Genomic DNA, 23,916 nt, shown 5'->3' with positions numbered 1-23,916 from the left:
CGCACGAGTGCCGCGGGAACAGGACCAGGCGGGGCTCAGCCCTTGCGGGCGGCCAGGCGGGCGTGGTGGGCGTCGCGGCGCTCGGTGAAGCGGGTGGCCTGCGTGTCGAGGTGGGTCATGAACTCGGCGAGCTCGTCACGGGCTTTTGCGCCGTCGTCGGTGAGGTTCGGCGTCTCCAGGACCTTGAGCTTCTTCAGCACCGGTATCAGCACCTCGTCGTGGTGGATGCGCAGGTCGTAGATGCCGGCCATGGCGATCTGGACCGACTTGCGGGAGAAGTTCTCGATGCCGTGGCCGGGCATCTGGAAGTCGCGGACCACGTCGGAGATGGCGCGCATCGCCAGGTTCGGCGAGACTTCGAGCGACGCTTCGAGGAGGTTGCGGTAGAAGACCATGTGCAGGTTCTCGTCGGTGGCGATCCGGGACAGCATGGCGTCGCAGATCGGGTCGCCGGAAAACTTGCCTGTGTTGCGGTGTGAGACGCGGGTGGCCAGCTCCTGGAACGAGACGTACGCGATGGAGTGCAGGATCGTCTCGTCGTGGTCGTTCTGGAAGCCGGTGGCCATGTGCGTCATGCGCATGCGCTCAAGCGCGATCGGGTCAACGGCGCGGGTGGTCAGCAGGTAGTCGCGGATCGCGATGCCGTGCCGGCCCTCCTCGGCGGTCCACCTGTGCACCCAGTCGCCCCACGCGCCGTCCCGGCCGAACATGGACGCGATCTCGTGGTGGTAGCTGGGCAGGTTGTCCTCGGTGAGCAGGTTGACGATCAGCGAGGTGCGTGCGACGTCGGAGAGCTTGGACTGGTCGGGCGTCCAGGCGGTGCCGCCGAGCGGCCCGTCGAAGTTGGTGCCGTCGGACCACGGGACGTACTCGTGCGGGAACCATTCCTTCGCCAGGCCGATGTGCCGGTTGAGGTTGGTCTCCACCACGGGCTCGAGCTCGAGCAGCAGCGCTCTCGTGGTTTCTTGGTCGACGGTCACGAGGCCTCCAGGTCGCGGGGGATTGGTCGGTGAAGCGCAGCGAACCTACGGTTACGGTACCGTAGGTTCGCAGCTTTGAAACCGCGGTGAACCGGCGTTACGCAACGCGCAGGTAACTACACATGCAGGTCACGCCGCTGGTGTGGCCTTCGGCTGGGGCGCGGTACCGCCGAGGTGGGCGGGCACCCACCAGGGGTCCTCGCCCGCGGCCGGCTTGTCCGGGTACTCCCGCTGGGCCTTGTCGACGAGCGCGGTCATCCGGGCGCGCAGCTCGGCGTTGACCACGTCCATGTTGTCCTTGCGGGTGGGGTGCAGCGGCTCGCCGACCAGGATCGTGATCGGCGTGTGGCGGCGCGTCAGGTTGCGCGGCCTGCCCTTCGTCCAGAGGCGGTGGGTGCCCCAGACCGCGACCGGGATCAGCGGCACGCCCGCGGACATGGCCAGCCGGGTCGCGCCGGACTTGACGTCCTTGACCGTGAACGACGTGCTGATCGTCGCCTCGGGGAAGATGCCGACGACCTCGCCGGACTTCAGCGCGGTGAGCGCGTCCCGGTAGGACTGTATGCCCGCGTCGCGGTCGACGGGGATGTGCTTCATGCCGCGCATCAGCGGGCCGCCGATGCGGTGCGCGAAGACCTCCTGCTTGGCCATGAACCGCACCAGGCGCTTGGACGGGTGCGCGCCGAACCCGGCGAAGATGAAGTCGAGATAGCCGATGTGGTTGCTGGCCAGCACCGCCCCGCCCTCGCGCGGCACATTGTCCGAGCCCTCGACCCGGATCTTGAGGTCCAGCACCTTGAACATGACTTTTACCGCGGAGATGACGGGCGGGTACACCACTTCTGACATGGCGTAACGGTAACCGTCCTGGCTGAGGATCTGCTATCCCGCCTGGCGGGTAGGCGAAGCGTCCGCTTTTGATCAAGTCGCAGAGTGTCAGGCCGCGGGGCGCGCCGGGCGACAGGGTGACAGTTGCCTTCGGGCGCGCGCGGTGGCAGCGTGACTCCGTATGAGCGATGACCTGCTTGCGCGCCACCGGGCGGTGTTGCCGTCATGGATGCCGATCTACTACCCCGACGACCCGATCGAGATCGTCTCGGGTTCCGGCCGGCGGGTCGTCGATCAGAACGGCCGCACCTATCTCGACTTCTTCGGCGGCGTGCTGACCAACATGATCGGGTACGACATCGCGGAGATCCGTGAGGCGGTGGAGGCACAGCTGGCCACCGGCGTCGTGCACACCTCCACGCTCTACCTGATCAGGCAGCAGGTGGAGCTGGCCGAGAAGATCGCCCGCGTCTCCGGCATCCCGGACGCGCGCGTGTTCTTCACCAACTCCGGCTCGGAGGCGAATGAGGCCGCGCTGCTGTTCGCCACGAACCTGCGCCGCTCGAACCAGATCCTCGCGGTCCGCAACAGCTACCACGGCCGCACGTTCGCCACCATGGGCATCACCGGCCACCGCAGCTGGTCGGCCAGCTCGCTCAACCCGCTCAGCATCTCCTGGCTGCACTCCGGCGACCGGGTGCGCGGCATGCTTGCCAAGCTGTCCGATTCAGATCACATCGACGCGGCGGTGGAGGACCTCCGGGAGGTGCTTGCCACCCAGGCCGCCGGGGACGTCGCCGCGCTGATCGCGGAGCCGATCCAGGGCGTGGGCGGCTTCGTGCACGCGCCGGACGGGACGCTCGGCGCATTGAAGAAGGTTCTCGACGAGTCAGGCATCCTGCTCATCTCGGACGAGGTGCAGACCGGCTGGGGGCGTACCGGCGAGCACTTCTGGGGCTACCAGGCCCACGGTGTGACGCCCGACCTGCTGACCTTCGCCAAGGGCATCGGCAACGGGTTCGCACTGGCCGGCGTGGTCGGCCGCGCCGAGGTGATCAACGCGGTCCCGGCGATCAGCTTCTCCACGTTCGGCGGGAACCCGGTCTCCACGGCCGCCGGCAACGCGGTGCTCGACTACGTGCTCGACCACGACCTGCAGGCGAACGCGGCCCGGACCGGCGCGATCCTGCTCGACGGTCTCCGGGCGGTGCTTCCGGACTTCACGATCCTCGCCGAGGTACGCGGCCGCGGCCTGATGATCGGCCTGGAGTTCGTCAGGCCCGGCACCACGGAGCCGGACGCGCCGGCCACCGTGCGGGTCTTCGAGGAGTGCCGCCGAAACGGGCTGCTCGTCGGCAAGGGCGGCCTCTACAACAACGTGCTCCGAATGGGCCCGCCGCTCACCCTCACTGAGGACGAGGCGCGCGAGGGCCTGGAGATCCTGGTGAACGCGATCGCGGTGGCAGAAGCAGAGGCGGTCGTGGCATGACGATCAACCATTTCGTGGGCGGTAAGTCCTGGACGGGGAGCTCCATCCGTACCGGCGACGTCTTCGATCCGGCCACCGGCACGGTCGCGGAGAGCGTGCTTCTCGCATCGGCCGCCGATGTCGGACAGGCCGTCGAGATCGCCGCCGCGGCCGCGAAGAGCTGGAAGGACGCGTCGCTCGCCAAGCGGTCCGCGGTGCTGTTCGCGTTCCGGCAGATCATGCACGAGCGCCGGGCCGAGCTGGCCGCCGTCGTCACCGCCCAGCACGGCAAGGTGCTCTCCGACGCGGCCGGCGAGGTGCAGCGCGGCCTGGAGGTCGTCGAGTACGCGTGCGGCATCCCCACGCTGATCCGCTCCGGCTTCAGCGAGAACGTCTCCACAGGCGTCGACTCCTACGCGATCCGGCAGCCGCTCGGCGTGGTCGCGGTCATCTCCCCGTTCAACTTCCCGGCGATGGTGCCGCTCTGGTTCGTGCCGATCGCGATCGCAGCAGGCAACGCGGTAGTGCTCAAACCGTCGGAGAAGGACCCGGGCGCGGCAGTGCTGATGGCCGAGTGGTTCGCCGAGGCAGGCCTGCCCGAGGGCGTCTTCAACGTCGTCCACGGCGACAAGGAGGCGGTCGACGCGCTCCTCGACCACCCGGCGATCAAGGCGGTCTCGTTCGTCGGATCAACCCCGATCGCACGGTACGTCTACCAGCGTGGCACCGCGAACGGCAAGCGCGTCCAAGCGCTCGGCGGCGCGAAGAACCACATGGTCGTGCTCCCCGACGCAGACCTGGACCTGGCCGCGGACGCCGCAGTCAACGCCGGGTTCGGCTCCGCGGGCGAGCGCTGCATGGCGATCTCCGTGGTGGTGGCGGTCGACCCGATCGGCGACGCGCTCGTCGGCAGGATCGCCGAGCGGATGGCCGGCATCAAGACCGGCGACGGACGACGCGGCTGCGACATGGGCCCGCTTGTCACGGGCGCGCACCGGGACAAGGTCGCCTCCTACGTCGCGGCCGGCGTCGAGGCGGGCGCGACAGCAATGGTGGACGGCCGCGACCCGGTCGTGGACGGCGAGCCCGGCGGCTTCTGGCTCGGCCCCACGCTCTTCGACCACGTCACCCCCGACATGTCGATCTACACGGACGAGATCTTCGGCCCGGTGCTGTCGGTGGTCCGGGTGCCCGGCTACGACGACGCGCTGGAGCTGGTCAACAGCTCGCAGTACGGCAACGGCACCGCGATCTTCACCAACGACGGCGGCGCGGCCCGGCGCTTCCAGCACGAGGTAGAGGTCGGCATGGTCGGCGTGAACGTGCCGATCCCGGTGCCGATGGCCTACTACTCGTTCGGCGGGTGGAAGGCGTCGCTGTTCGGTGACACGCACGCGCACGGGCTGGAGGGCGTGCACTTCTTCACCCGCGGCAAGGTGATCACCAGCAGGTGGCTTGACCCGTCGCACGGCGGCATCAACCTGGGATTCCCGACGCAGAGCTGACCCGGCACCGCTGTGGCTGTCCGGGCCGTGTCAGCGATCTGTGTCCGTGCTGTCAGCCGTCCCGCGCACTCTGAGGTCGTCACCTACGACGACACGAGGGGTTGCGATGACCGCCGCATTCCAGGCCGAGGGCCTGGTCAAACGATACGGAAAGACGATCGCGCTGGACGGCGTGGATCTGGTCGGCAAGCCGGGCACAGTGCTTGGCGTGCTCGGCCCGAACGGGGCCGGCAAGACCACCGCGGTGCGGATCCTTGCCACGCTGCTGCGCCCGGACGGCGGCCGCGCCACGGTCGGCGGGTTCGACGTGGTCAAGGACCCGGTGAAGGTGCGGCGGCTGATCGGCCTCACCGGCCAGTACGCGTCGGTCGACGAGGATCTGACAGGCGCGCAGAACCTGGAGCTGATCGCGTCGCTGCTCGACTACCGCGGGCCGCAGGGTAAGGCCCGCGCGGTCGAGCTGCTCGGCCAGTTCGACCTGACCGAGGCGGGTGGGCGCCCGGTCAAGACGTACTCAGGTGGCATGCGCCGCCGCCTCGACCTCGCCGCGAGCCTGGTCGGGCGCCCGGACGTGATCTACCTGGACGAGCCGACCACAGGCCTGGACCCGGCCAAGCGCGACGACGTGTGGAACATGGTCCGCAACCTGGTCACCGAGGGCGTGACGGTGCTGCTCACCACGCAGTACCTGGAGGAGGCGGACGCGCTCGCCGACGAGATCTCCGTGATCAACCACGGCAAGGTCATCGCGCACGGCACGCCCGCGCAGCTCAAGCACATCGTCGGCGGCCAGACAGTGGTCGTCCGCCCGCTCGACCCGGACCACCTGCCCGCGGTCGCGGAGATCCTGCAGGGCATCGCCGGTGTGGCCGCCGAGTCGCCGAGCCGCGGCGTGCTCACCGTGCCGGTCGACGGCGACGCCTCGCTCGGTCACGTGGTCCGGCAGCTGGAGTCGGCGGGCATCCCGGTGCTCGAACTCGCGCTCCGCCTGCCAAGCCTCGATGAGGTCTTCTTCAGCCTGACCGGCCGTCATGAGCTCGAGGGGGCTTCGGCATGAGCACGTCCACCGCGTCCACCCGCCTGTCAGATCCGCACGCGATCCCGGAGCGCCCCGCACCACGACAGTTCGGCCTGATCCGGCACAGCCTGCAACTCGCGAAGCGCAGCCTGATCAAGACCGTGCGCACGCCCGAGCAACTGCTCGACGTGACGCTCCAGCCGATGATCTTCATAGCCATCTTCGTCTACCTGCTGGGTGGCGCGATCTCCGGATCCACCCACGACTACCTGCAGTTCCTGCTCCCGGCGATCATGGTCCAGACGATCATGATGTCGTCCACCGCCACCGGCACCAACCTCAACACCGACATCAAGAAGGGCGTCTTCGACCGCTTCCGCAGCCTCCCGATCGCCCGGTCCGCGCCGCTGATCGGCTCGGTCCTCGGCGACCTCATCCGCTTCGTCGTCGCGATCACCGTGACCATCGGCTTCGGCTACCTGATCGGTTTCCGGATCGGCACCGACCCGCTCCAACTGATCGCCGCCGCGCTGCTCATCATTGTCTTCGGCTTCTGCCTCAGCTGGGTCTCCGTGCTGATCGGCATGCTGGTCCGCGAGCCCGGCGCCGCCCAGGGCCTCGGCTTCCTGGTCATGTTCCCGCTTACCTTCGGCACCAACATGATGGTCCCGACCGACACACTCCCCGGCTGGCTCCAGGCCTGGGTCAAAATCAACCCCGCCACCCACGCGATGGAGGCCGCCCGCGCCCTGATGCTCGGCACCCCCGACGCCTCCGGCCCGATCCTCAGAACCCTCGCCTGGTCCGCCATACTCCTGATCGTCTTCGCCCCACTGGCCGTCAGCGCCTACCGCCGCCGCACCTGACACCCCCGCACCGCGCTGCCGCCGCCGGCCCCCGCCCGGCGGCGGCACGGCCGTCTACCTCCCAAGGTCAAGCCCATAATGCTTTTCCCACTCCCGCGGCGGTGCAGCCCGCACGCTCCCGCGGGCGCCGGTCGTCGCTGGCGCTCCTCCCTTCCGGCCCCGCGTCACCCGACCCCACACCACAACCGGCTCAGCCACCGCCAGATCCGAATCAGGCGTGAAGCCCGATCCCGGGCCTGCAACGCCTGAAGCGCAACACGCCGTGTCCGAGGCGCGCGCATTCGGTCGTGCGGAGCCGTGGAGCTGGGGGTCGGCGGGCGGGTCGTGGGATCGGCTGCGCCCGGTGGTGCAGGCTTGGCGATGCCCGGCGGGGCGGTGGGCGTACGGCCACCGGGGTCTACAACGCGGGGATGACGGGGCACTGCGCCCGGCGGACGACCCGGCGGGGGCGGGGGAGTGAGACAGTGACGTGGTGCGCGTGGGGATTCTGGGGCCGCTTGAGGTGGCCGCCGACGGGGCGGCCGTCGAGGTGGCCGGTGGGCGGCTGCGCGCGCTTCTGATCAGGCTGGCGTTGGAGCCGGGACGAGCCGTGCCGGTTGCCGCGCTTGCGGGGGCCCTCTGGGCGGACGAGACGCCTGGTGACCCGGTGGGCGCCGTGCAGCAGCTGGTGTCGCGGCTGCGGCGGGCGCTTCCGGACGGTGGCGTGCTGCGGTCCACCCCGGCCGGCTATCTGCTTGAGCTGCCGGCGGACGCGGTCGACGCGGCCCGGTTCGAGCGACTTGTCGCCGAGGGGCGGCGGGCACTGCGCGCGGGGCGGGCCGAGGAGGCCGGTGCGGCGCTGCGCGAGGCGCTGGCCCTGTGGCGGGGGCCCGCGCTCGCCGACGCCGCGGACGCCCCTTACGCACAGGGCGCGGCCGCCCGGCTTGAGGAGCTGCGGCTGACCGCGGCCGAGGACCGTGCGGAGGCGGAGCTGATCGCGGCCGGTGACGCGGCGGTGCCGTCCGGGCTGGTCGCGGAGCTTGGCGAGCTGGCGGCCGCCTATCCGCTGCGTGAGCGGCTGCACGGGCTGCGGATGCGCGCGCTTGTCACGGACGGCCGGGTGGCCGAGGCGCTGACCGCCTACGCGGAGTTGCGCGAGCGCCTCGCCGGCGAGCTGGGCGTGGACCCGGCGCCGGAGGTGCAGGCGATTCATCTGGCGGCGCTGCGCGGCGGGACGGATCCGTCGCCCACGCCTGCCGCGTCGACGAACCTGCGGGCCGCGGTCAACAGCTTCGTCGGCCGGGAGCCGGAGTTGACGCTGCTGCGCAAGCAGCTCGCGGAGGGTCGTCTGGTGACGCTTGTCGGCCCGGGCGGCGCCGGCAAGACCCGGCTTGCGACAACAGTTGCCCAGGAGCTTCACGGGGGTACGGCGAGCGCGCCGCCACCCCGGCCGGGAGCGTCGGCCGGCGGCGTGTGGCTCGTGGAGCTGGCGCCGGTCGCGGCGGACGAGGACGTGGCGCAGGCGGCGCTCGGCGCGTTGCAGCGGCTGCGGGTGACGTCGTTCGGCGCGTCGCGGAGATCCGGCGGGACGGCCTCGCCGGTGGACCGGCTCGTGGAGCTGCTGGCGCCGCACGACGCGGTGCTGGTGCTCGACAACTGCGAGCATGTGGTGGCCGGCGCGGCCCGGCTCGCGGACGAGCTGCTGGGCAGCTGCCCGCGACTGCGGATCATCGCGACCAGCCGGGAGCGCCTGGGCATCGGCGGTGAGGCGCTCTGTCCCGTACCCCCGCTTGATCTTCCGGTGGTGGGGGTGGGTGCGGCGGAGGCGCTCGGCTGGCCGTCGGTGCGGCTGTTCCGGGACCGGGCGGTCGCGGTCCGGCCGGATTTCGCTGTGGATGCGACGACTGTGGACGCGGTGGTGGAGGTCTGCCGACGGCTGGACGGGATGCCGCTGGCGATCGAGCTGGCCGCGGCCCGGTTGCGCGCGCTGCCGATCCAGGAGGTGGTGCGGCGGCTGGACGACAGGTTCGCGCTGCTCACCGGCGGTAGCCGGACCGCGCTGCCCCGGCAGCGGACGCTTCGCGCGGTGGTCGCCTGGAGTTGGGACCTGCTTGACGAGCCGGAGCGGCTGCTTGCGGAGCGGCTGGCGGTGTTCCCGGGCGCGTTCACGCTCGACGACGCGGAGGCGGTCTGCGGTGTGCCGGGCGACGCGCTGCTGTCGCTTGTCGATCGGTCGCTTGTGCAGGTCGAGGCGGGCGTCGAGCCGCGGTACCGGATGCTTGACACGATCGCGGCGTACGCGGCGGAGCGGCTGGCCGAGTCCGGCGACGGCCCCGCGACCCGGGTGGCGCACGCGCGGCACTTCCTGGCGCTCGCCGAGGAGGCGGAGCCGCACCTGCGCCGCGCCGAGCAGCTGGTGTGGCTGGCCAGGCTGCACGGCGCGCACGACGACCTGCTGGCGGCGCTGCGGTTCGCGGCCGACGCCGGCGACGCGGACACCGCGGTGCGGTTGACCGCGGCGCTTGCCATGTTCTGGATCGTGACGGGCAAGCAGGCCGAGGCGACGACGTGGTGCGACCTGGTGACGGCGCTGCCCGGCCCGGCGCCGGCCGAGGCGCGTGCGATCGTCTCCGTCGGCCACTGGCTGCCGGGACTGCAGCACGAGGACCGGGATCGCGCGCTCGCCGCGGTGCACGCGCTCGTCGACGGGCGTGACGCGCGGTGGCGGCACCCGTTCCTGGCGTTGATGGAGGCGGGCGTCGCGGTCTTCGAGGACGACATGGCGCGCGCGCTCGCGGTGATCGACAGGCATCTCGATGCGCCGGACCCGTGGCTGCGCGCGATGATGCACCTGGTCCGGGCGTTCGTGCAGGAGAACGACGGCGATCCGGACGGCCGGCGCGCCGAGCTGGAGACCGCCACCGGGATCTTCCGTGAGCTTGGCGAACGGCTCGGGCTGGCCACGTCGCTCACCGAGCTGTGCGAGGCGCTCGCGTTCGCGGGCGAGTTCGACGCGGCGCTGGCCGTGCTCGACGAGTCGATCACGCTGCTGCGCACGCTCAACGCGGCGGACGACGTGGCGCACCAGCGCATCTGGCGTGCGCTGATCGCGGCGCGGCGCGGCGGCCCGGAGGTCGCCCGCGCCGAGTTCGACACCGTGCTGGCCGAGTACGACCTGGCCGGCTCGCTGCGGTCGCAGTCGTTCGCCTATGTGACGTTCGGCGCCGGTCTGGCCGCGCTCGGCGACCTGGACGCGGCCGAGTCGCAGCTGCTCCGGGCGCGCGAGATGCTTGTCACGACCCGGTCCGCGCCACCGCAGATCGGCGTGCTGATCGACTGCGGGCTGGCCCTGGTCGCGGTGCAGCGTGGTGACCTGGCGACGGCCGCGGAGCTGCTGCCGGCCGCGGTGGCCTCCGCGGTGGCCATCGCGGACATCCCGGTGCTGGCCAGGACCGGGATCGCGCTCGCCTACCTGCGGCGGGGCGAGCGGCGCGGGGTGGAGGCGGCGGAGCTGCTCGGCGCCGTGGAGACGATCCGCGGCGGTCCGGACAGGCTGAGCCTGGAGATCGCGGTGCTTACCGACGCGCTCGCGGCCGAGCTGGGCGGGGACGCGTTCGCGTCGGCGCTGGCGCGGGGGCGGGCGCTGTCCCGCGAGGCGGCGGTCGCGCTGCTGCCCACCGTGTGAGGTCGTCTCGTGCTGGCGGGCGATGATCGCGTGACAGGCGGCACAGCGGTACGTGCCCCCGGGGAGTTCGCCGGATACGGGTGATGGGGTGGAGACTGAGTCTTTGTCAACCTGGCGCACCCGGGCTGGCAACTCGAGCTTGGCGGTTACCCGCTCGCCAGGTGGACAATCGCTCATTGGGGGGTCGAGGCACGACCCACCGGCAGGACGGAGAGTTGCGGCGATGGACAGGCGCACCGATGTCGTCGAGGACCTGATGTCCAGGTTCCCGCACATCCCCAAAGAGGCCGTCATCAAGGAGGATCTCCTCCGTGGCGGCGTCGCCTTCGACGGGTCGATGCTTACCGACGGCGAGGACGGCGAGGTCAAGCCGAAGTCGTACTTCATCTTCTCGTTCGATCACCGGACGCTGCCGGAGCTGGGCGAGGCCGCGCTGCGCCGCCCGCCGGAGGAGATCATCCTGACCGGCGGGCCGTACGACCTGCGCCGCACCGTGGTGTCGGTCCGGGTCAATCCGTCGTCGCCGTACAAGATCTCGGCGGATTCGGAGGGGCGCGCGAAGCTCTATCTGGACGGGCGCGAGATCGCGGACGTGGGTCTGCCGCCGATGCCTGAGTATTACCGGCACGCGCTGCGGAATGGTAAGTCGGTGATGGAGGTGGCGCCCACGATTCAGTGGGGCTATCTCATCTACCTGACCGTTTTCCGCGTGTGTCAGTACTTCGGCGCGAAGGAAGAGTGCCAGTACTGCGACATCAACCACAACTGGCGTCAGCACAAGGCGGCCGGTCGTCCCTACACGGGTGTGAAGCCGGTGCAGGAGGTTCTCGAGGCGCTGGCCATCATCGACAAGCACGACACGCTTGGTACCTCGAAGGCGTACACGCTGACCGGTGGCTCGGTGACGTCCAAGGTGGACGGCCTGGCGGAGGCGGACTTCTACGGCCGGTACGCGAAGGCGATCGAGGAGCGGTTCCCCGGGCGCTGGATCGGCAAGGTCGTCGCGCAGGCGCTTCCGAAGGCGGACGTGCAGCGTTTCTACGATTACGGCGTGCGCATTTACCACCCCAATTACGAGGTGTGGGACAAGCGTCTGTTCGAGCTGCACTGCCCGGGTAAGGAACGCTATGTCGGCCGGGAGGAATGGCACCGCCGCATTCTCGACTCGGCGGAGATCTTCGGCCCGCGGAACGTGATTCCGAACTTCGTGGCCGGCATCGAGATGGCCGCGCCGACAGGTTTCCCGACGCCGGAGCAGGCGGTCGACTCGACGGGCGAGGGCCTGGAGTACTTCATGTCGCGGGGCATCCTGCCGCGGTTCACCACCTGGTGCCCGGAGCCGACCACGCCGCTGGGCCAGATGAACCCGGAGGGCGCGCCGCTTGAGTACCACATCCGGCTGCTGGACCGGTACCGCGCGGTGATGGACGCGAACGGTCTGCTGCCGCCGCCCGGGTACGGCCCGCCCGGCGCCGGTAACGCGGTCTTCTCGGTGAGCTCGTTCATGGACACGCTCCCAGCTGACCTGGAGATCCCGGAGGAGACCCCCGCAGTCGTATAAATAGCTACAGAACGGAACGAAGCCGGCAACCCGCGAGGGCTGCCGGCTTTTTTCATGGACGGCTTCGCAGGGCGCTCCTGGTAAGACGGATTTTCACGGGGGTCGCGTCGGCATGCCTGCGAGCGGGTCGAAGTTCCGGGTCGTACCCCCGCCGAATTTCGATCTTGTTAATGATCCGGGGGTGCCGCTGACGGGGCGTAATCACGCCCTGGCCTGCATCTTTGCTGGTGAAACCGGTTGCTTAGGGTTCCTTTAGCACCCCCGTGTGAACGGTGGGTGAGCGTGACCTCGGTAACGGTTTGAAAACTTCACCCGAAGTCTTGACACAAGGGGGGTCTCAGTAAGAAGTTTTACCACCAACAGTAAACATTCTTTTCGGAGGCGAGCGGATGACGGAGGTGGACACCACCGTGGTGACTACGGTGACGGAACCCTCCGTGCGGGAGAGCGGCGTTCTGGTCCGGGTGCGTTCGCGGTTGCCGGAGTTCACCGGCGCGCTGCAGCGGGTCGCGGAGCAGGTGCTTGCCGACCCGGCCGTTGCGGCCCGTTCCACGATCGTGGAGCTGGCCGAGCGGAGCGGCACCTCACCGGCCACGGTGACCCGGTTCTGCCGGGCGCTCGGCTTCGAGGGGTACGCGGACCTGCGGCTGGACATCGCGGCCGAGACCGGCCGGGCCCGCGCGGCGGGCTGGACGGTCGACATCGGGCGGGAGATTCAGCCGAGTGACCCACTGGACCGGGTGCTCGACCAGTTGATGGCCGCGGACACGCGCGCCATGCAGGACACGGCGGCCCTGCTCGACCTCGCCGAGGTCGGGCGCGCGGCGGCGGCGATCGCCACCGCGGACCGGGTCAACATCTTCGGCGCCAGCGGAAGTGCGCTGGTCGGCGGGGAGCTTCAATTCAGCCTGCACCGCATCGGGGTGCCGGCGTGGGCGTGGTCCGACGTGCACAACGGACTCGCCAGCGCCGCGCTGATGCGGAACGGGGATGTGGCGCTTGGCATTTCGCACAGCGGCCAGACCCGCGAGACGATCGAGATGCTGGCCGAGGCCGGCAGTCACGGTGCCACCACCGTGGCCCTGACCAGCTTTCCGCGCTCACCACTTGCGGAGCTGGCGGACATAGTCCTGCTCACCGCGACGCAGGCCACCACGTTCCGGCCGGACGCGCTCTCCGCGCGGCACCCGCAGCTGGTCGTGCTGGATCTGCTCTACATCGCGGTCGCGCAGCGAACCACCGAACGTTCCCACGCGGCCTTTCAGCGCACCGCCCGGGCAGTCGACGGGCACAAGGGCCGCAAAGAGTGATAGCCCCCTTCTCCGCTAACGGTTCTTCATCAAGGAGTCGCGACACCATGTCTGACAACGACCTCAACCGCCGGACACTGCTCCGCCGGACCGCGGCCGCGGGCCTCCTGGCGACGCCGGCCATGGGCTTCCTCTCCGCGTGCGTCGCCGGCGGTGGCGACGAGGAGACCGCCGACCAGGCTGAGGGCGAGAAGAGCGCGGAGAACCCGCTCGGCGTCGACGGCAAGGCGCCGCTCGAGATCGTCATCTTCAACGGCGGCTACGGCGAGAAGTACGCCACCGACGTGCACGAGCCGCTCTACAAGGCGAAGTTCCCCGAGGCGCAGATCAAGCACTCCGCCACCCAGGAGATCGCCACCACGCTGCAGCCGCGGTTCGCCGGTGGCACCCCGCCGGACTTCGTGAACAACTCCGGCACCAAGTACATGGACTTCGGCACGCTGATCCAGGACGGCCAGCTGCAGGACCTGACCGAGCTGTTCGCGGCCCCGTCCGTGGACGACCCGGCCAAGAAGGTCTCGGACACGCTCGTCGCCGGCACCGTCGACTCCGGCACGTACAACGGCAAGCCGTACGTGCTGAACTACGTGTTCACCGTCTACGGCCTCTGGTACTCGGACAAGCTCTTCAAGGACAAGGGCTGGACCGTGCCGGCCACCTGGGCGGACTTCACCAAGCTGCTCGACACGATCAAGGCCGCGGGCATCACGCCGTACGCGTACGCCGGCAAGAACGCGCCGTACTACCAGTACCTGGTGATCCTGTCCTCGGCCGCCAAGATGGGTGGCGCGGACATCCTGAAGAACATCGACAACCTGGCCGACGGCGCCTGGAAGGACCCGGCGGTCAAGGCCGCCGCGGCGCAGTGGGCCGAGATCGGCGCCAAGTACATGGACAAGGCCGACGAGGGCCTGATCCACACCGAGGTGCAGCTCAAGCAGAACCAGGGCAAGGTCGCGTTCTACCCGTCCGGCTCCTGGCTGGAGGCCGAGCAGTCCGCCTCCACGCCTGAGGGCTTCAACTACGCGGTCATGCCGGTTCCGGCCGGTGCGTCGGACAAGCTGGCCGGTGGCCTCTACGCCACCGCCGGCGAGCCGTACTTCGTCTCCGCGAAGGGTGCGAACCCGCGCGGCGGCATGGAGTACATGCGGCAGATGCTGTCCTCGAAGGGCGCCAAGGGCTTCATCGAGCTCAACAAGTCGCTTACCGCGGTGGCCGGCGCGGAGGAGGGCATCTCGCTCTCTCCCGGTCTGACAAGCGCCTCCGGGGTGCTGAAGGCGGCCGGTGACGGCGTCTTCTCCTACCGCTTCGACAGCTGGTACAAGGAGCTCGACACCGAGCTGCGCACCGCCACGAACGCGCTGATGTTCGGCCGTGAGAACGCGGACCAGTTCTGCGAGCGGATGCAGAAGAAGGCCGACGCCATCAAGGCCGACTCGTCGGTCACCAAGTTCACCCGCTGATGTTCGCCGGGCGGGATGTCGCAGCAGCGCATCCCGCCCATCTTTCCTGAGGATCTGGTCCACATGCGGCACGGCAAGTACCCGTTCGTCATCGGGTTCCTCGCGGCCCCGGTGACGATCTACGTCGTCTTCGTCATCGCGCCGTACGCGCAGGCGTTCTACATGGCGTTGACGAACTGGCGAGGGCTTTCGCCAGGCAAGTTCGTCGGCCTGGAGAACTTCCAGCGGCTGTTCAAGGACGACGTGTTCTGGAAGGCGCTGCAGCACCACGGGATCCTGCTTCTCGCCCTGCCGCTGATCACGATCATCATCGCGCTCTTCCTCGCGTTCATGCTCAACGTCGGCGGCGGTGCCCAGAAGGGCGCGATGTCCGGCGTCTGGGGCTCCAAGTTCTACCGGGTCGTCTTCTTCCTCCCGCAGGTGCTTGCGGTCGCGATCCTTGGCGTGCTGTTCCAGGCGATCTACCGCCCGGACGGCTCCGGCATGATCAACAGCCTGCTCGGCAAGGTCGGGCTGGAACCGGTCGGCTTCCTGATCGACCCGAAGATCGCGCTCTGGTCGATCATCGCGGTGCTGGTCTGGCAGGCAGTCGGCTTCTACGTGGTGCTCTTCTCGGCCGGCATGTCCAACATCCCGAAGGACATCTACGAGGCCGCGATGCTGGACGGCGCCACCCGGATGAGCATGTTCTTCCGGGTCACGCTGCCGCTGCTGTGGGACACGCTCCAGGTCGCCTGGGTCTACCTCGGCATCGCCGCGTTCGACGCGTTCGCGATCGTCCAGACGCTCTCCGTCGACCAGGGCGGGCCGGACGGCTCCACCACGGTCATCGGTATGGAGATCTACCGGAACGCGTTCACCTACTCCAAGTACGGCTACGCGTCCGCGATGGGCGTCGCGCTGTTCTTCCTGACCATCACGTTCGCCGCGCTGAGCCTCCGGGTCAGCCGCCGCGACTCAGTGGAGATGTGAGGCGGGCCATGTCTGTCGATACTCAAAAGCCCGCCGCCGCGTCGAAGAACGCCCCCTCGCCGGAGAAGACCCGGCGCGAGGTGAACATGCTGGCCGGCTTCGGCCACGCGTTCCTCGCGGTCTGGGCGCTGCTCATCATCGCGCCGCTGGTCTGGACGTTCCTGGCCTCGTTCAAGAGCAACGAGGAGATCTTCGGCGACGCCTGGACCATGCCGGGCGAGCTCCGCCTGGACAACTGGACCCGCGCCTGGTCCGAGGCGCACGTCGGCCAGTACTTCCTGAACAGCGTGTTCGTCGTCGCGGTAAGCACCGCCGGCACCATGCTGCTCGGCGCGATGGCCGCCTACGTGCTGGCCCGGTACACGTTCTGGGGCAACCGGATCATCTACTACCTGTTCGTCTCCGGCCTGGCGTTCCCGGTCTTCCTCGCGCTGGTGCCGCTCTTCTTCGTGGTGCGCAACCTGGGGCTGCTCAACTCGTACCTCGGCCTGATCCTGGTCTACATCGCGTACTCGCTGCCGTTCACCGTGTTCTTCCTGGCCGCGTTCTTCAAATCGCTTCCGAACTCGGTGGCCGAGGCCGCGACCATGGACGGCGCCTCGCACACCAGGCTGTTCTTCCAGGTCATGATGCCGATGGCCCGCTCCGGCCTGATCAGCATCACGATCTTCAACGTGATCGGCCAGTGGAACCAGTACCTGCTCCCGCTCGCGCTCCTCCAGGGCGAGGGCGCCGAGAAGAAGTGGGTCCTCACCCAGGGCATCGCGAACATCTCCACGAGCGCCGGCTTCGACGCGGACTGGGGCGGCCTCTTCGCTGCCCTCACCATGGCGATCCTCCCCATGATCGTCATCTACGCGATCTTCCAGCGCCAGATCCAGTCCGGCCTGACCTCGGGCGCGGTCAAGTAGGGCACGGACCCCACAAACCACAGGGCGGCCGGGATTCCCGGCCGCCCTGTGCTTTCCCGGGGCCGAGCCGTCCCGCGGTTCTGCCGCTCACAACAGATCAACCTCTGCGTGGGTACGGCCCGTCCGTCATTCCTGAACGGCCGGGTCCCCGCCGCGTCCGTGACCGATCCGCACCCACCGGCAGCCTTCTGTCACACCCGCGGCGCAGAATGGGGACGTGCTTGTCGCGGTGGTCTCGGGGGAGGGCGGCGGCGGTCGTCTCGCGCCGCTGCGTCCCGACGGCGCGCCCGCCGGCCGGGTGACGCCTGTCGCCTCGCTCTCCGAGGCGGTGAGCACCCGGGAGCGGCGTGACCGTCCGCGCTGGGTCTGGTCCGCCACCGACGCGGTCTACCCCGGCCTGCTGCGCGCAGGTGTCCGCGTCGAGCGCTGCCACGACCTGGAGCTGACCGAGTCGCTGCTGCTCGGCCACGCCGGGCGGTGGGGGGAGCCGCGCGCGCTGCCCGCGGCGTGGGCGCGGCTGACCGGCGGCCCGGTGCCGCGCGATCCGCCGCCCCGCCAGGCCGAGCCGCCCGGTGGGGGCCAGGCCATGCTCTTCGACACCGCGCCACCGCCCGCCGCAATCGACACCGACCCGCTCACCGCGGTCACCGAGGTCTACGCGGACCAGATCGAGCGCGTCGCGGCCACCTCGCACCCCGGCCGGTTCCGCATGCTTGTCGCGGCCGAGTCCGCAGGCGCGCTTATCGCGGCCGAGATGGGCCGGGTGGGGCTGCCGTTCAGCGCCGCGGTGCACGACCAGCTGCTCACCGAGCTGCTCGGCCCGCCGTCACCCGTCGGCGGCCGCCCGCGCCGGCTCGCGGAGCTGGCCGCGAAGCTCGTCGACGCGTTCGGCGTGCGCGGGCTCAACCCCGACTCGCCGGCCGAGCTGCTGCGCGCGTTCGCCAAGGCCGGGTTCGACCTGCCGAGCACCCGCGCCTGGATCCTGCGCGACGTGCGGCACCCGGCCGTGCCGTTCGTGCTTGAGTACAAGGAGTTGCACCGCATCTGGACCGCCCACGGGTGGTCCTGGCGCGAGGCCTGGGTCCAGGACGGCCGCTTACGGCCTGAATACGTGGCGGGCGGCGTCGTCTCCGGCCGCTGGGCCACCCGGGGCGGCGGCGCGCTGCAGATCCCCAAGGTGGTCCGGCGCGCGGTCGTCGCGGACCCCGGCTGGAAACTCGTGGTCGCGGACGCCGGCCAGCTCGAACCGCGCGTGCTCGCCGCCGTCTCCGGCGACGCCCGCCTCGCCGCGGCCGGCGCCGCCGGGGACCTCTACGCCGCGCTGGCCACCGACTCGTTCGGCGGTGACCGGGCGAAGGCGAAGGTCGCGCTGCTCGGCGCCATGTACGGCCAGACCGGCGGCGCCGCCATCCCCGCGCTCGCCGTGCTGCGCCGCAGCTACCCGCGCGCGTTCGACCACGTCGAGGCCGCCGCCCGGACCGGCGAGCAGGGCGGCCTGGTCCGCTCCTGGCTCGGCCGCACCTGCCCGCCCGCGCACGCCGACCTCGCCTCGCTCTCCGGCGACACCGGCGGCGGCTCCGCCGACGAGGGCGACGTCCCCCGCAGCCGCCCCGACGCCCGCGCCCGCGGCCGCTTCACCCGCAACTTCGTCATCCAGGCCACCGCTGCCGAGTGGGCGCTCGTCCTGCTCGCCACACTCCGTACCGCCCTGGCCGGCACCGACGCCCAACTCGTCTTCTTCCAGCACGACGAGGTCGTCGTCCACTGTCCCGCCGATCAGGCGGAGCAGGTGGCCGCCGCAGCCCAGGCCGCCGCCACCCAGGCCGGCCGCCTCCTCTTCGGCGACTCCCCGGTCCGCTTCCCCCTCGACCCGTCCATCGTGGACTGCTACGCGGACGCGAAACCGTGACGATTCAGACGCGGCGGAGGACCGAGACGACCTTGCCCAGGATCGTGGCGTGGTCGCCGTCGATGGGGGAGTAGGCCGAGTTCCGGGGTTCCAGGAGGACGTGGCCGTGGCGGCGGTGGAAGACCTTGACTGTGGCCTCGTCGTCGATCATGGCGGCGACGATGTCGCCGTTGTGGGCCTCGTGCTGCTGCCGGACCACCACGATGTCGCCGTCGCTGATCGCGGCGTCGATCATCGAGTCGCCCTGGACGCGCAGGGAGAAGAGCGTGCCGCGGCCGACCAGATCGCGGGGGAGCTGCAGCGTCTCCTCGGTCGTCTCCTCGGCCAGGATCGGCGCGCCGGCCGCGATCACGCCGACAAGCGGGACGCCGACTGTCTCGTCGTCCGGGCGCTCGCGCCGGGGTGCGCCGCCGAGGAACATCCGGACGTCGACCGGCCGGGTCGCGGTGCGGCCACGACGAAGAAAGCCGAGATCTTCGAGGGTACGCAGGTGGCGGCTCACTGACGAGGTGGACGCCAGGCCGACCGCGTCGCCGATCTCGCGGCTGGAGGGCGAGTGGCCGTGGCGCACCGCCCAGTCCCGGATGACGCCGAGAATCGCCCGTTGCCGGTCGGTTAGCGTCGAGGTGTCGAGATCTTCAGCCCACAGCACCTGCGGATCTTGCCTCATCGCCGGTCCACGCGCGGCCAGGCGCGCCGGGCAGGCACGGGTGATTCCGGTCGGCCGGACGGGGTTCAGGGCCGGGCCGGTTTTCCGTGCCGCCCGCGGGCGGTGAGCCCGCGGGAGCGTGCGGGCGTGACCACGGCGTGAGCGGGAACATGCGGTTGATCTTTGATCGTCAAGGGACGGTCAGGCGGGCGAGAGCCATTGTGTGTAGGCGGCGGCGAACGGCGCACGGCTCTCCGCGCGGGCGAGCAGCCAGGGGTTGTCGCACCACTGGTCGATCGCGCCGAGTTCGGGCGGGAGGCGGCGCAGGCCCGGGTCGGTGAGGCTGTCGGTGAGTGCGGTGGTGACTGTGGGGTCGACCCAGCGGTACGGGCGGTCCATGAACCTGATGACGCCGTCCGGCGGGGTCGGCAGGCCCAGTTCGCGCTGCCGGGCCAGCAGCAGCCGGACGGCCTTGACGAGCGCCTCCTCCCGGACGCGCGCGTCGTTGCTGCGCAGCACCGTGGCGAGCGGGCCGGTCAGCCCGGCCGCGACCGGCAGCCGCTGGAATCCGCGCTCGAACCACTTGTCATACGGCGCCCAGGTCCGGCACAGCCGGAACGCCTGCCGCATCAGGTCCTCCACGATCGTGCCCGCCAGGCGGCGCGCGTGCAGCGGCTGCCCGGTGTCCGCGACCCGCCCGTGCAACGGCATGCGGCTGAGCCGGTGCCAGCCCGCGGCAAGCACGTATCGCTCGACCTCGGCCGGGTAGTGCCGCAGTGTCGCGCGGAGCGGGCCGAGCCAGGTGGTGGTGTCCGCGAAGACCGGCCCGGCGGTCACCTCGAGCACGGCCTGGCCGGTGAGCATCAGCCAGCAGGTGGTGTCGGCCGGGTCGAAGTCCATGCCGAGCCGGCCGCGGGTGAAGCCCCGCACCGTGTCCACGGTGACCTTGTGCCGTGGCCGTTCGTCCCAGGTCATCGAGAAGCAGACCGGATGCCCGCGGAACCTGTCCGGCAGTTCCCGTTCCAGCAGCGCGTCGAGGTAGGGGACCAGGTCCGCGTCCGCGTCGTCGAGCAGCAGGTTGAGCCGCAGGCCCCAGTCGTGGTCGCGGCTGACCGCGTCGTCGAAGCCGAGCACGTCGGAGCCGGATCCGAGCCGGCCGACCGCGTACGGCAGCCGCGGCACCTCCCGGGCCAGCAGCGGACCCACGATCTCACGGTGGTACGCCTTCGCGAGCGCGATTCCGGACTCCATGGATAGGCATGATGACAGTCCGTGTGGCGGATCAGTGGCATATTTTTTCTGCGGCCGACCCGGAGCCACGCCGCAGAATGCCCGGCCCGCGCGCCGGGACCGCACAACCTCTCCGGTGACCTGCGGGAACCCGGCACACCCGCGCTCACCAGGTGGGATTACGGATTCGAGCGGCCGGCCAAAGGTCGGTAACCTCGTCGTCATGCGGATTGGCATTGTCGGAGCAACGGGTCAGGTCGGCGGCGTCATGCGGCGCATCCTGGCGGAGCGCAACTTCCCGGTGAAGCAGCTGCGGCTGTTCGCGTCGGCGCGGTCGGCGGGGCGCACGCTGCCCTGGGCGGGTGGCGAGGTCACGGTGGAGGACGCGGCCACGGCCGACTTCGCCGGTCTCGACATCGTGCTCTTCTCGGCCGGGAAGTCCTCGTCGAAGGAGTTGGCGCCCGCGGTCGCGGCCGCCGGCGCCATCGTGATCGACAACTCGTCCGCCTGGCGGATGGACCCGGACGTGCCGCTTGTGGTCGCGGAGGTCAACCCGCAGGCCGCGCAGGACCGGCCCAAGGGCATCATCGCGAATCCGAACTGCACCACGATGGCGGCGATGCCGGTGCTCCGGCCGTTGCACGAGGAGGCCGGGCTGGAGGCGCTCGTCGTCGCCACCTACCAGGCCGTGTCCGGCGCCGGGCTGTCCGGCGTGTCCGAGCTGTCCGACCAGGTGGTCGCGGTCGCGGACCGGGCCGCGGAGCTGACCCATGACGGGTCCGCGGTCGAGTTCCCGGAGCCGAAGCAGTTCTCCCAGCCGATCGCGTTCAACGTGCTGCCGCTGGCCGGGTCGATCGTTGAGGACGGGCTCAACGAGACGGACGAGGAGCAGAAGCTCCGCAACGAGAGTCGCAAGATCCTCGGCATTCCGGGCCTGAAGGTCTCCGGCACCTGTGTGCGCGTGCCGGTGTTCACCGGCCACTCGCTGCAGATCAACGCGCGGTTCGCCCGCCCGCTGTCGCCGTCCCGCGCGCGCGAGATCCTGGCCGCCGCACCCGGCGTGGTGCTTGAGGAGGTGCCGACGCCGCTGCGGGCCGCCGGCCAGGACCCGACCTACGTGGGCCGCATCCGCGGTGACGAGACCGTGGAGCACGGCCTGTCGTTCTTCTGCTCGAACGACAACCTCCGCAAGGGCGCGGCGCTGAACGCGGTGCAGATCGCGGAGCTGTTCATCTGAGGCTGGGATGGGCTGACCTGGGATTGTCGCGGCCCTGGAGTTCTCACAGCTCCAGGGCCAGCACCGCCTCGTACGGGTCGACAGCGAAGAGCCGCCCGTACGCCGGGACGATCGTGCCGAAGATCCCCTCGCGACTCATCACCCGGTCGTAGAGGATGTGCCCGTCGGCCGCGTCGAGCACCGCGATCCGGGTGTCCTGCGCCCGCCACAGCTGCGCGAACACCAGGCCGCCGCCGGCCCTGATCGGCCGGGGGTCGCCGTTCATCCGGATCGACCAGAGCAGGCTGCCGTCCGCCGGGTCGAACGCGCGGAGCGTGTTGTTGCCGCCCGCGTAGACAACTGACGGCGTGTCCCGCTTGTTCGTCCGCTGCGGAGCCACGGCCAGGCTCACATAGTCGAGGTCGTCCCGGCACCAGCGTTCACCACCGGTCGCGGCGATCCAGGCGCACAGCCGCTCGCCCTCGATCGCGTAGACCGTGTCCGCCGTGACCGCCAGCTCGGAGAGGCCGCCACGGCTGGCCGGCGCGCCCCAGCGGGGTGAGCCGGTCGCCGCGTCGAACGCCACAGGCCGTGTGCCGGACGCGTCCTGCATCGGCCAGACCAGCGTGTCACCCGCCACGGCCGGCGCCTCGTACTGCAGGTCACCGGCGACGTCCTGCTGCCAGGCGAGCGTGCCGTCGCTCAGCCGGTACGCCTGCACCCGCGAGGCCGCGCAGGTGTAGTGGCAGTCCATGCCGCCACCGACGTACACCAGCCCGTTCGCGACCGCGAGATCGTCCGCCTGCCGGTCGGTGGGCAACGGCGCCTGCCAGCGCTTCCGCCCGTCGAGCGTGTAGGCACGCAGCTCGTGCCGGTTCGACTCGTCGGAGGCGACTGTGACGATCGTGCCGTCGACCGCGGCCGGCTGCCCGAGCCAACCGGCCGCCTCCACTCCGAACGGCAGTGCCGCGCCGGTACGGGCGTCGAGCCGGAGGATGGCCGAGCCGCCACCCGGCACTGAGGCGGGCAGGTAGAGAGAGCCCCCGGCCGCGACGAGCGTGCCGCGCGGGGTGCCGGTGATGCGCCAGGCCTGGTGCAGCCTTGTGGCGTTGCTCAGGTTCAGCCCGCCGGTGACCGGCTGGTATCCGGTGTGCCCGGCGTCGCCCGCGGCGTGCGCCCAGTCTCCGGCCGGTGCGGTGCCGGTGCGCTCGTGCGCGCTTCCGGTGGCCATCGCCGGTGCGGGGGAGGCCGACGCGTGGAATGCGACAAGCGTGGTCATCGCGGCGGCGAGCAGGCAGCGTCGTCTCATGATTCCTCCGGAGCCGTGCCGCCGTTTAAAACCGACAAATCGGATACGGCGGTACGGTGAGCCTAGGCGTCAGGAGGGCTGAGGCGCGGCCAACGCGCCGGTCCCGAACCACCACACGGACAGGGGGTACGCGGGCGGACCGCGTACCCCCTCGTGGGTGGAGGGGTTCAGATCTCGATGTTGAAACGGTGGAGTATCGCGCGGCCCATCAACGCGGCCACCGACGCGATCGAGATGACAGTGAACGCGCCGCGCAGCCAGATCGTCTCGAACTTCCCGCCGACCTTGATGGCCCAGTTGTTGTTGATGCCGATCATGCGCCACAGGCGGCCCCTGGCTGTCGGTATCGGCCACAGGATCGGCACACCCGACTTGGTGATCATGTCGCCGAACAGGTGCATCACGCACCCGAGCCCGATCGCCACGCCGAGCATCGGATAGCCGCGATCCCCGTCCAGCTGCTGGAACGCGAAGAACGCGGCGCCCGCGGACACGACCGTGACCACGACCCAGCCGGCCCGCTCCGCCCACTTGTCGAACAGGCCGCGCAACGCCAGGCCGATCATGAAGAACAGGATGCCGATCACCGCCCACTTGCCGAACGCGGTGCAGAGCGCGCCGGTGCCCCACCCGATCAACCCCGCGAACGGCAGCGTGTGGGTGAACGTGCGGTGCCCGTTATCCCGCTTCGGGTCCTTGCTCAGCCGCGTCGCGGTGTAGACGCCGAGCGAGAACTTCTCCACCACCTCGGCGACGAACAGGGAGAACACGCCGAAGGTACGGGCCACTGTCGCGCCGCCCCGGTTCTTGGTCACCCGCCCGGAGAGGTCAATGTCGGGCAGCAGCGCGCCCCCGGCACACATCGCGGTCCCGACCGTGATCGCGATCGCTGACTGCTCGTAACCGGCGAACTGCTCAAGCGCCCAACACCCGGCCAGCCAGGCTGCCGCGCCGGACAGCGCATGCTGCGGCCCCATCATCGTGCGTACCCTCCCCAGGGTCTGCCCGCGAACACCGTCCGTCAGCGCCGATCGCCTCCCGGGCTCGCGGGCCCGCC

At 70.4% G+C, this 23,916-nt stretch carries 18 protein-coding genes; 12 read left to right on the top strand and 6 right to left on the bottom strand.

Annotated elements, in window-relative coordinates; translation table 11 throughout:
- Positions 1-35: 35 nt before the first annotated feature.
- Both ACIA8K_RS00340 and ACIA8K_RS00335 read right to left on the bottom strand, forming a co-directional pair.
- Positions 36-980 (bottom strand): acyl-ACP desaturase, encoded by a 945-nt coding sequence (locus ACIA8K_RS00340; RefSeq protein WP_396053325.1) that lies wholly within the window; start codon positions 978-980, stop codon positions 36-38.
- A 129-nt stretch (positions 981-1,109) separates the two neighbouring features.
- A complete protein-coding gene (locus ACIA8K_RS00335) occupies positions 1,110-1,829 on the bottom strand; it encodes a lysophospholipid acyltransferase family protein (RefSeq protein WP_396053324.1) in 720 nt (239 codons plus the stop codon).
- Between the two features lie 160 nt (positions 1,830-1,989).
- Between ACIA8K_RS00335 and ACIA8K_RS00330 the strand changes: the two genes are divergently transcribed.
- From ACIA8K_RS00330 to ACIA8K_RS00280, 11 genes are all read left to right on the top strand, one after another.
- Complete coding sequence (locus tag ACIA8K_RS00330; protein ID WP_396053322.1) at positions 1,990-3,297, top strand: aspartate aminotransferase family protein; 1,308 nt, start codon at positions 1,990-1,992, stop codon at positions 3,295-3,297.
- Positions 3,294-4,781: a CoA-acylating methylmalonate-semialdehyde dehydrogenase gene (locus tag ACIA8K_RS00325; protein WP_396053320.1), complete on the top strand. Its 1,488-nt coding sequence runs from the start codon at positions 3,294-3,296 to the stop codon at positions 4,779-4,781. The genes ACIA8K_RS00330 and ACIA8K_RS00325 overlap by 4 nt, the downstream gene beginning before the upstream one ends.
- Positions 4,782-4,887: 106 nt before the next feature.
- Entirely contained in the window at positions 4,888-5,838 is a 951-nt protein-coding gene (locus ACIA8K_RS00320) for an ATP-binding cassette domain-containing protein (RefSeq protein ID WP_396053318.1), read from the top strand.
- Entirely contained in the window at positions 5,835-6,665 is an 831-nt protein-coding gene (locus ACIA8K_RS00315) for an ABC transporter permease (protein ID WP_396053316.1), read from the top strand. The genes ACIA8K_RS00320 and ACIA8K_RS00315 overlap by 4 nt, the downstream gene beginning before the upstream one ends.
- A 478-nt stretch (positions 6,666-7,143) precedes the next feature.
- Positions 7,144-10,329: an ATP-binding protein gene (locus ACIA8K_RS00310; RefSeq protein ID WP_396053314.1), complete on the top strand. Its 3,186-nt coding sequence runs from the start codon at positions 7,144-7,146 to the stop codon at positions 10,327-10,329.
- Positions 10,330-10,552: 223 nt separating this feature from the next.
- Positions 10,553-11,890, top strand: a complete 1,338-nt coding sequence (locus ACIA8K_RS00305; protein WP_396053312.1) for a radical SAM protein — start codon at positions 10,553-10,555, stop codon at positions 11,888-11,890.
- 389 nt (positions 11,891-12,279) lie between these two features.
- Positions 12,280-13,200: a MurR/RpiR family transcriptional regulator gene (locus ACIA8K_RS00300; RefSeq protein ID WP_396053310.1), complete on the top strand. Its 921-nt coding sequence runs from the start codon at positions 12,280-12,282 to the stop codon at positions 13,198-13,200.
- Between the two features lie 47 nt (positions 13,201-13,247).
- Positions 13,248-14,663 (top strand): N-acetylglucosamine/diacetylchitobiose ABC transporter substrate-binding protein, encoded by a 1,416-nt coding sequence (ngcE, locus tag ACIA8K_RS00295; RefSeq protein ID WP_396053308.1) that lies wholly within the window; start codon positions 13,248-13,250, stop codon positions 14,661-14,663.
- A 63-nt stretch (positions 14,664-14,726) separates the two neighbouring features.
- Positions 14,727-15,635, top strand: a complete 909-nt coding sequence (locus ACIA8K_RS00290) for a carbohydrate ABC transporter permease (RefSeq protein ID WP_396053306.1) — start codon at positions 14,727-14,729, stop codon at positions 15,633-15,635.
- 8 nt (positions 15,636-15,643) lie between these two features.
- Entirely contained in the window at positions 15,644-16,546 is a 903-nt protein-coding gene (locus ACIA8K_RS00285) for a carbohydrate ABC transporter permease (RefSeq protein WP_396053304.1), read from the top strand.
- A gap of 217 nt (positions 16,547-16,763) precedes the next feature.
- Complete coding sequence (locus tag ACIA8K_RS00280; protein ID WP_396053302.1) at positions 16,764-18,455, top strand: bifunctional 3'-5' exonuclease/DNA polymerase; 1,692 nt, start codon at positions 16,764-16,766, stop codon at positions 18,453-18,455.
- Positions 18,456-18,459: 4 nt separating this feature from the next.
- Here ACIA8K_RS00280 and lexA read toward each other — a convergent pair whose 3' ends face one another.
- Both lexA and ACIA8K_RS00270 read right to left on the bottom strand, forming a co-directional pair.
- A complete protein-coding gene (gene lexA / locus ACIA8K_RS00275; protein ID WP_396053300.1) occupies positions 18,460-19,125 on the bottom strand; it encodes a transcriptional repressor LexA in 666 nt (221 codons plus the stop codon).
- Positions 19,126-19,305: 180 nt separating this feature from the next.
- The gene (locus ACIA8K_RS00270) at positions 19,306-20,355 is read right to left on the bottom strand and encodes a DUF4037 domain-containing protein (RefSeq protein ID WP_396053298.1); all 1,050 of its coding nucleotides are present in this window, start codon (positions 20,353-20,355) and stop codon (positions 19,306-19,308) included.
- A gap of 202 nt (positions 20,356-20,557) precedes the next feature.
- Between ACIA8K_RS00270 and ACIA8K_RS00265 the strand changes: the two genes are divergently transcribed.
- A complete protein-coding gene (locus tag ACIA8K_RS00265) occupies positions 20,558-21,571 on the top strand; it encodes an aspartate-semialdehyde dehydrogenase (RefSeq protein ID WP_396053296.1) in 1,014 nt (337 codons plus the stop codon).
- A gap of 43 nt (positions 21,572-21,614) precedes the next feature.
- On the opposite strand, the gene ACIA8K_RS00260 is transcribed toward ACIA8K_RS00265, so the two are convergent.
- Together ACIA8K_RS00260 and ACIA8K_RS00255 are read right to left on the bottom strand one after the other, a co-directional pair.
- Positions 21,615-22,859, bottom strand: coding sequence for a PQQ-binding-like beta-propeller repeat protein (locus tag ACIA8K_RS00260; RefSeq protein WP_396053294.1), 1,245 nt, complete (start codon positions 22,857-22,859; stop codon positions 21,615-21,617).
- 167 nt (positions 22,860-23,026) lie between these two features.
- Positions 23,027-23,839, bottom strand: a complete 813-nt coding sequence (locus tag ACIA8K_RS00255; RefSeq protein ID WP_396053293.1) for a metal-dependent hydrolase — start codon at positions 23,837-23,839, stop codon at positions 23,027-23,029.
- Between the last annotated feature and the right edge of the window lie 77 nt (positions 23,840-23,916).

This window comes from Catenuloplanes sp. NPDC051500 (assembly GCF_044454585.1).
Classification (GTDB): domain Bacteria; phylum Actinomycetota; class Actinomycetes; order Mycobacteriales; family Micromonosporaceae; genus Catenuloplanes.
This window is presented reverse-complemented; position numbering and strand designations above follow the sequence as displayed.

Coding starts and splice junctions, on each gene's coding strand:
- ngcE (WP_396053308.1), top strand. CDS start 13,248: ATGTCTGACAACGACCTCAACCGCCGGACACTGCTCCGCCGGACCGCG.
- ACIA8K_RS00260 (WP_396053294.1), bottom strand. CDS start 22,859: ATGAGACGACGCTGCCTGCTCGCCGCCGCGATGACCACGCTTGTCGCA.
- ACIA8K_RS00305 (WP_396053312.1), top strand. CDS start 10,553: ATGGACAGGCGCACCGATGTCGTCGAGGACCTGATGTCCAGGTTCCCG.
- ACIA8K_RS00320 (WP_396053318.1), top strand. CDS start 4,888: ATGACCGCCGCATTCCAGGCCGAGGGCCTGGTCAAACGATACGGAAAG.
- lexA (WP_396053300.1), bottom strand. CDS start 19,125: ATGAGGCAAGATCCGCAGGTGCTGTGGGCTGAAGATCTCGACACCTCG.
- ACIA8K_RS00315 (WP_396053316.1), top strand. CDS start 5,835: ATGAGCACGTCCACCGCGTCCACCCGCCTGTCAGATCCGCACGCGATC.
- ACIA8K_RS00265 (WP_396053296.1), top strand. CDS start 20,558: ATGCGGATTGGCATTGTCGGAGCAACGGGTCAGGTCGGCGGCGTCATG.
- ACIA8K_RS00290 (WP_396053306.1), top strand. CDS start 14,727: ATGCGGCACGGCAAGTACCCGTTCGTCATCGGGTTCCTCGCGGCCCCG.
- ACIA8K_RS00325 (WP_396053320.1), top strand. CDS start 3,294: ATGACGATCAACCATTTCGTGGGCGGTAAGTCCTGGACGGGGAGCTCC.
- ACIA8K_RS00255 (WP_396053293.1), bottom strand. CDS start 23,839: ATGATGGGGCCGCAGCATGCGCTGTCCGGCGCGGCAGCCTGGCTGGCC.
- ACIA8K_RS00300 (WP_396053310.1), top strand. CDS start 12,280: ATGACGGAGGTGGACACCACCGTGGTGACTACGGTGACGGAACCCTCC.
- ACIA8K_RS00335 (WP_396053324.1), bottom strand. CDS start 1,829: ATGTCAGAAGTGGTGTACCCGCCCGTCATCTCCGCGGTAAAAGTCATG.
- ACIA8K_RS00270 (WP_396053298.1), bottom strand. CDS start 20,355: ATGGAGTCCGGAATCGCGCTCGCGAAGGCGTACCACCGTGAGATCGTG.
- ACIA8K_RS00285 (WP_396053304.1), top strand. CDS start 15,644: ATGTCTGTCGATACTCAAAAGCCCGCCGCCGCGTCGAAGAACGCCCCC.
- ACIA8K_RS00330 (WP_396053322.1), top strand. CDS start 1,990: ATGAGCGATGACCTGCTTGCGCGCCACCGGGCGGTGTTGCCGTCATGG.